At 66.7% G+C, this 6239-nt stretch carries 8 protein-coding genes; 4 read left to right on the forward strand and 4 right to left on the reverse strand.

Going from position 1 to position 6239, the window contains the following annotated elements:
- Nucleotides 1-33: 33 nt before the first annotated feature.
- From D5084_RS18180 to D5084_RS18190, 3 genes are read right to left on the reverse strand one after another with little or no spacing between them, the layout of a single operon-like run.
- A complete protein-coding gene (locus tag D5084_RS18180) occupies nt 34-282 on the reverse strand; it encodes an MliC family protein (protein WP_128516913.1) in 249 nt (82 codons plus the stop codon).
- On the reverse strand, nt 279-644 hold the full coding sequence (locus tag D5084_RS18185; protein ID WP_128516914.1) for a cell division protein ZapA: 366 nt from the start codon (nt 642-644) through the stop codon (nt 279-281). The genes D5084_RS18180 and D5084_RS18185 overlap by 4 nt, the downstream gene beginning before the upstream one ends.
- Complete coding sequence (locus tag D5084_RS18190; RefSeq protein WP_128516915.1) at nt 637-1134, reverse strand: hypothetical protein; 498 nt, start codon at nt 1132-1134, stop codon at nt 637-639. The genes D5084_RS18185 and D5084_RS18190 overlap by 8 nt, the downstream gene beginning before the upstream one ends.
- A 222-nt stretch (nt 1135-1356) precedes the next feature.
- On the opposite strand from D5084_RS18190, the gene tkt reads away from it, so the two are divergent.
- On the forward strand, nt 1357-3372 hold the full coding sequence (gene tkt, locus D5084_RS18195; RefSeq protein ID WP_128516916.1) for a transketolase: 2016 nt from the start codon (nt 1357-1359) through the stop codon (nt 3370-3372).
- 27 nt (nt 3373-3399) lie between these two features.
- Here the strand turns inward: tkt and D5084_RS18200 are convergent, their stop codons facing one another.
- Nucleotides 3400-4374, reverse strand: coding sequence for a DUF808 domain-containing protein (locus D5084_RS18200; RefSeq protein ID WP_128516917.1), 975 nt, complete (start codon nt 4372-4374; stop codon nt 3400-3402).
- Nucleotides 4375-4558: 184 nt separating this feature from the next.
- On the opposite strand from D5084_RS18200, the gene gap reads away from it, so the two are divergent.
- The 3 genes from gap to D5084_RS18215 form a co-directional block, all read left to right on the forward strand.
- Entirely contained in the window at nt 4559-5560 is a 1002-nt protein-coding gene (gene gap / locus D5084_RS18205) for a type I glyceraldehyde-3-phosphate dehydrogenase (protein WP_128516918.1), read from the forward strand.
- 31 nt (nt 5561-5591) lie between these two features.
- Nucleotides 5592-5735 carry a glyceraldehyde-3-phosphate dehydrogenase gene (locus tag D5084_RS18210; RefSeq protein ID WP_128516919.1) on the forward strand — a complete coding sequence of 48 codons (144 nt, stop codon included), beginning with the start codon at nt 5592-5594 and terminating at the stop codon, nt 5733-5735.
- A gap of 84 nt (nt 5736-5819) precedes the next feature.
- Nucleotides 5820-6239, forward strand: a 420-nt coding sequence (locus D5084_RS18215; protein WP_238382704.1) for a glyceraldehyde 3-phosphate dehydrogenase NAD-binding domain-containing protein, incomplete at its 3' end; no start/stop codon positions are given.

The following is a 6239-nucleotide window of genomic DNA, read 5'->3' on the forward strand; positions in this document are numbered from 1 at the left end:
GGGCGTCTTCCAGTAAAGCGTCGCCTCCTGCCCCTAGGTCCACCAGACATAGGTCGAACCGTCCGAGGGCCAGCCATAGCGCGCACCGGATGCGGCCTGTTCGCCCAGAAGCATGATCTGGCGGCCGTCCACCATCAGCACGACAAGACTGCCTTCGGGCGTGTTGACATAGGTCGCGGGCACCTGCACGCCGCGGTCGCAGTAGTAGGTGACGGTCTGGAACTCGGGCGCGGCAAGGGCCGCGGTGGGCAGCGCGAGCGTGATCAAGACCGGACGGATCATGCGCGCACCTGTTCTTCGATCCGCGCAGCCATGGCTTCGGCGCGGGCGGCGATCTCGGCAAGGGTGTCCGAGACCTGTTTCGGCACGACGGCCACGTCGCGGGTGGCAACGGGGCGGGCCTCAAGCTCTGCCACCCGGGCGCGCAGGGCGCGGAGTTCGTCCTCGACGGCGGCGGTCTTGTCGGCCAGCATCAACCCGGCCATCAGCAGCATCTTCGCCTCGGGCAGGCGACCAAGCTGGGCGATGATGGGCTGCGCCTCGGCATCCAGCATCGCGGCGGCAGCACGCAGGAAATGTTCCTCGCCGGGTTGGCAGGCGACCTGGAACGGACGACCGCCGATGGTGACTTCAAGTTCAGGCATTGCGAGCCTCCGAAAGATGCGGTTCCAGGGCGGCGAGGATTTCGTCCATTTCGGCGATCTCGGTCAGGCGGGCGGCGCGCAGGGCTTCAAGCTCGGCCTGCATCGCCTTGTTGATCTGGCCAGGCTCCACCACGCCGCTGGCCTGGGCGCTGCGCAAGGATTCCAGCTGTTCGCGCAAGGCGGCGTTGACGCGGCGCATCCGTTGCAGTTCCAGCCCCTGCACGTCCAGTTCCTGCGTCAGCCGGTCGACCTTTTCCTGCAAATCACCGCGCGCCTCGCGGTCCTTGGCGGCGCGGAGGCGGGCCTGCAACTGGGCGGTGAGGGCCTTCTCTTCCTCAAGCTGGGCGCGCAGCAAAGCCTCGGCCCCCTGCCCCGCCGGCCCCGTGGCCGCCGGAGCCGCGCGTGACACCAGGGGCAGGCGGTCCAGCCCCTTGCCGATCCGTTCCAGCGCGGCGGCGATCCGCTTTTCCAGTTCGGTGATTTCCTGCATCCCTTACCCTCTTGCCCCGGGCGTCGAAGCCTTACCCGCAACCCCCTGAACGATTCCGTCCCGAATCGCCCGTCACAACCGTGCAGCGATCTTAGCGCGAAACCCGGGAAAGGCGACCGGCCTTTCTTCCCAAGGCCTTGGCCAGCAAGCTTGATCTTGCCGGTCGCGCTGGTTAGGAGGCTTGCGATCCCCTTGCCACGCTTGACCTGAAGGAATGCCGCCTTGGACATCCAGACCCTGCGCCAGAAGAACCCCGACCACTGGATGCGCGCGACCGCGATCCGCACTCTGACGCTGGATGCGGTGGCGGCGGCGAATTCGGGCCATTCGGGGATGCCGATGGGCATGGCCGATGTGGCGACGGTCCTGTTCGAGAAGCACCTGAAGTTCGACCCCAAGGCGCCGCGCTGGCCGGACCGCGACCGCTTCATCCTGTCGGCAGGCCATGGATCGATGCTGATCTATGCGCTTCTCTATCTGACCGGCTACGAGGACATGACGCTGGACCAGATCAGGAATTTCCGCCAGTGGGGCGCGATCACCGCGGGCCACCCGGAATACGGCCATGTCGCGGGGGTGGAGACGACGACGGGGCCGCTGGGTCAGGGCATTTCCAACGCCGTGGGCTTTGCCATGGCCGAGGAATCCCTGCGCGCGCGCTGGGGGGCCAAGGTGCAGGACCACTACACCTGGGTCATCGCGGGCGACGGCTGCCTGATGGAGGGGGTGTCTCAGGAAGCCATCGGTCTGGCGGGCAAGCAGCAGCTGAGCCGCCTGATCGTGCTGTGGGACAACAACGGCATCACCATCGACGGCAAGGTCAGCATCGCCGACATCACCGACCAGAAGGCGCGGTTCGCCGCAAGCGGCTGGGATGTGTTCGAGTGCGACGGGCATGATCCGGCAGACATCGACCGGGCGCTGACGGCGGCCAAGGCCAGCCCCCGGCCCGCGATGGTGGCCTGCAAGACGCATATCGCGCTTGGCCACGCGGCGCAGGACACCTCGAAGGGCCACGGCGCGCTGACCGACAAGGCGCAATTGCAGGCCGCCAAAGAGGCCTATGGCTGGACCGCCGGGCCTTTCGAGGTGCCGGCCGAGATCAAGGCCTGGTGGGAATCGCTGGGCGCCCGTGGGGCAAAGGCCCGGGCCGAATGGGAGGCGCGGATGGCGGCGCTCTCGCCCGCGAAACAGGCCGAGTTCAAACGCATCTTCGCGCTGGAGGCACCGGCGAAGCTGACATCGGCCATCCGGGCGGTGAAGAAGCAGGCGGTGGCGGACCTGCCGAAACTTGCCACCCGCGCGGCGTCGGAAAAGGTGCTGGCGGCGGTGAACCCGGTCGTGACCGAAACCATCGGCGGCTCGGCCGACCTGACGGGGTCGAACAACACGAGGACCCCGGACCTGGGCGTGTTCACCCCCGAGGATCGCAAGGGCCGCTATGTCTATTTCGGCATCCGTGAACACGGCATGGCCGCCGCGATGAACGGCATGGCGCTGCATGGCGGCATCCGCCCCTATGGCGGGACCTTCATGTGCTTTACCGACTATGCCCGGCCCTCGATGCGCCTGTCCGCGCTGATGGGCGTGCCGGTGGTCTATGTGATGACGCATGATTCCATCGGTCTGGGCGAGGACGGCCCGACCCACCAGCCGGTCGAACATCTGGCGATCAGCCGGGCGACGCCCAACACGCTGGTCATCCGCCCCGCCGATCTGGTCGAGGTGGCGGAAGCCTGGGAAATCGCGCTGACCGAGAAGACCCGGCCCACGGTGCTGGCGCTGAGCCGGCAGAACCTGCCCGCCGTCCGCAAGTCGCACACCAACCAGAACATGGTCGCCAAAGGCGCCTATGTGCTGGCCGAGGCGACGGGCAAGCGGCAGGTGATCCTGATGGCCACGGGCTCCGAGGTGGAAATCGCGCTGAAGGCCCGCGAGGCGCTGGAGGCCGAGGGCATCGGCACCCGCGTCGTGTCCATGCCCTCGATGGAGCTGTTTGCCGAGCAGGACGAGGCTTACCGCCGCAAGGTCCTGCCCCCCGGCCCGGCGCGCGTGGCCATCGAGGCGGGCGTCCGGCAGGGCTGGGACCGCTGGCTTCTGGGCGAACGCGGGCGCGAGGCGAAGGCCGATTTCGTCGGCATGTCCAGCTTCGGCGCCTCGGCCCCGATGGAGCGGCTTTATGCCGAGTTCGGGATCACCGCCGAGGCGACCGTGGCGAAGGCCAAGGCCCTGCTCTGACCGCGGACAAGGCCGCGAAGGCCGCGCCTAGTGCGCGGCCTTCGTCTTTCCGGTGACCGCAGACCACAGTGGTCCGATCACCCGCGTCGCCACGGGGATCAGCAGCAATCCCAGGACCAACCCGAACACCCCGTCCAGCGCCGCCGTCACCAGCCATGCGACGAAACCCTGCGCCACGGGAACGGCATGGGCCACCGCCTCGGCGGCATGGTGGATGGTCTGATAGGGCCAGGCCCAGAGATGCGTCACCTCCAGCCCGTGGATCACGATGTTGCCCCCGACCCAGAGCATCGCTGCCGTCCCGACCGTGGACAGGAACCCCATCAGCTTCGGCATCGCCTTGACCAGCCCCCGCCCCAGCGCCCTGCCCCCCGATGTGCGGCCCGTGGCGGCCATGTGCAGGCCCACGTCGTCCATCTTCACGATCAGCGCCACGGCACCATAGACCGCGACGGTGATCAGCGTGCCGACAACCGCCAGCGTCACCGCCTGAAGCCAGAAGCTGGGGCTTTCGATGGTGGCCAGCGCGATGGTCATGATCTCGGCCGACAGGATGAAATCGGTCTTGATCGCGCCGGCGACCTTTTCCTCTTCCAGATGGGCCGGGTCCCTGGGGTCGAAATCCTGCTCGATCTCATGGTCGGCATGGGGGGCAAAGGCATGGACCAGCTTCTCGGCGCCCTCGAAGCAGAGATAGGCCCCCCCCAGCATCAGAAGCGGCGTGATCGCCTGCGGCAGGAAGGCATCCAGCGCCAGAAGCCCCGGCAGCAGGATCACCAGCTTGTTGCGCAGGGACCCCAGCGCGATGCGCCAGATGATCGGCAATTCGCGGTCGGCGGAAAAGCCGTGGACGTATTTCGGCGTGACGGCGGCGTCGTCGATCACCACGCCCGCCGCCTTTGTCCCGGCCTTGGCGGCCGCAGCGGCCACGTCGTCGATCGAGGCTGCCGCCACCTTGGCGATGGCCGCCACGTCGTCCAGAAGTGCGAGAAGTCCGCTCATGCCCTGCCCCGGTTCGGTTCAACCGCTGATGTAGCGGGAAACGCCGGATTCGGCAAAGCGCTGCATCAGGTTAGCGCAAACAGGCTAAGATTGCGCTAACATGCTGAAAAGGTGTCGTTTTTCGCCTTGCGCGCCGGGATGGAGCGGCTAAGGCGGGGCAAGGCACCAGAGGGGGATTTTCTTCATGACCGTGACTGTCGGCATCAACGGCTTTGGCCGCATCGGGCGCTGCACCTTGGCGCATATCGCGGAATCGAACCGCAACGACGTGCAGGTGGTGGCGATCAACGCCACGGGGCCGGTAGAGACCAACGCCCATCTTCTGCGCTATGACAGCGTGCATGGCCGGTTTCCGGGCGTGGTGAAGGTGACGGAGGACGGCCTGGACCTGGGGCGCGGGCCGATCCGGGTGATGTCCAGCTACAACCCGGAAGAGCTGGACTGGCAGGGTGTGGACGTGGTGCTGGAATGCACCGGAAAGTTCAACGACCGCGACAAGGCCGCCGTGCACCTGACGCGCGGGGCCAAGCGGGTGCTGGTCTCGGCCCCCGCGAAACGCGCCGACCTGACGGTGGTCTACGGCGTCAATCACCGCAGCCTGCTGCCCGAGCACAAGGTCGTCTCGAACGCCTCCTGCACGACGAATTGCCTGGCACCGCTGGCCAAGGTGCTGAACGACGCCATCGGGATCGAATCGGGCATCATGACCACGATCCACAGCTATACCGGCGACCAGCCGACGCTGGACCGGCGGCACAAGGACCTGTATCGCGCGCGGTCGGCGGCGATGGCGATGATCCCGACCTCGACCGGGGCGGGCAAGGCGATCGGCGAGGTGCTGCCGGAACTGGCGGGGCGGCTGGAAGGCAGCGCGATCCGGGTGCCGACCCCGAACGTGAGCGCGGTGGACCTGACCTTCATCGCGCAGAAGTCGGTGACGGTTTCGGACGTCAACGAAATCGTAAGGGAAGCCTGCGCAGGTTACATGGGCATGGTCATGGCCTATGACCCCGAACCGAAGGTGTCCATCGACTTCAACCACACGCCGCAATCGTCGATCTTCGCGCCTGACCAGACCAAGGTTGCGGGCCGTTCCGTTCGCGTGCTGGCGTGGTATGACAACGAATGGGGCTTCTCCTGCCGGATGGCCGATGTGGCCGGGGTCATGGGGCGGCTTGCGCAGTAAGGGGGCGTCGGCCCCCGTGAAGGGGGCCGTGTTGACCAACACCATCGCGCTCTGGCTGGGCCTTGTGATCCTCGCCGGCATCATCGCCGATATCGCCCTGAACGGCGGGTCGGCGCTGATGTTTCTGGCGCGGAAGTTCCTCGACCTCGTGGAATGGGTGGATTTCTGGAACTGACACCGTCAAACTGCGGTTGCATTTCCCGGCGATATGGCATTGTTAGCGCTATCGGGAACGGGTCCCTGCTTCGGAGGAAGACACATGGCCGTCAAGGTTGCCATCAACGGATTTGGACGCATCGGGCGCAACATTCTGCGCTCCATCATCGAATCGGGCCGCACCGACATCGAGGTCGTGGCGATCAACGACCTGGGGCCCGTCGAGACCAATGCCCACCTTCTGCGCTATGATTCGGTGCATGGGAAGTTCCCGGCCACGGTGACGACGGGCGCGGACACCATCGACGTGGGCCGTGGTCCGATGCGGGTCACGGCGCTGAAGAACCCCGCCGACCTGCCCTGGGGCGATGTCGACATCGTGATGGAATGCACCGGCATCTTCACCTCGAAGGAAAAGTGCCAGGCGCATCTGGAGAACGGGTCCAAGCGGGTGCTGATCTCGGCCCCCGGCGACGGCGCGGACAAGACCATCGTCTACGGCGTGAACCACCACACGCTGACG

Source organism: Tabrizicola thermarum, from assembly GCF_003574395.1.
Lineage (GTDB): Bacteria > Pseudomonadota > Alphaproteobacteria > Rhodobacterales > Rhodobacteraceae > Tabrizicola > Tabrizicola thermarum.

Coding starts and splice junctions, on each gene's coding strand:
- D5084_RS18180 (WP_128516913.1), bottom strand. CDS start 282: ATGATCCGTCCGGTCTTGATCACGCTCGCGCTGCCCACCGCGGCCCTT.
- gap (WP_128516918.1), top strand. CDS start 4,559: ATGACCGTGACTGTCGGCATCAACGGCTTTGGCCGCATCGGGCGCTGC.
- D5084_RS18200 (WP_128516917.1), bottom strand. CDS start 4,374: ATGAGCGGACTTCTCGCACTTCTGGACGACGTGGCGGCCATCGCCAAG.
- D5084_RS18190 (WP_128516915.1), bottom strand. CDS start 1,134: ATGCAGGAAATCACCGAACTGGAAAAGCGGATCGCCGCCGCGCTGGAA.
- D5084_RS18185 (WP_128516914.1), bottom strand. CDS start 644: ATGCCTGAACTTGAAGTCACCATCGGCGGTCGTCCGTTCCAGGTCGCC.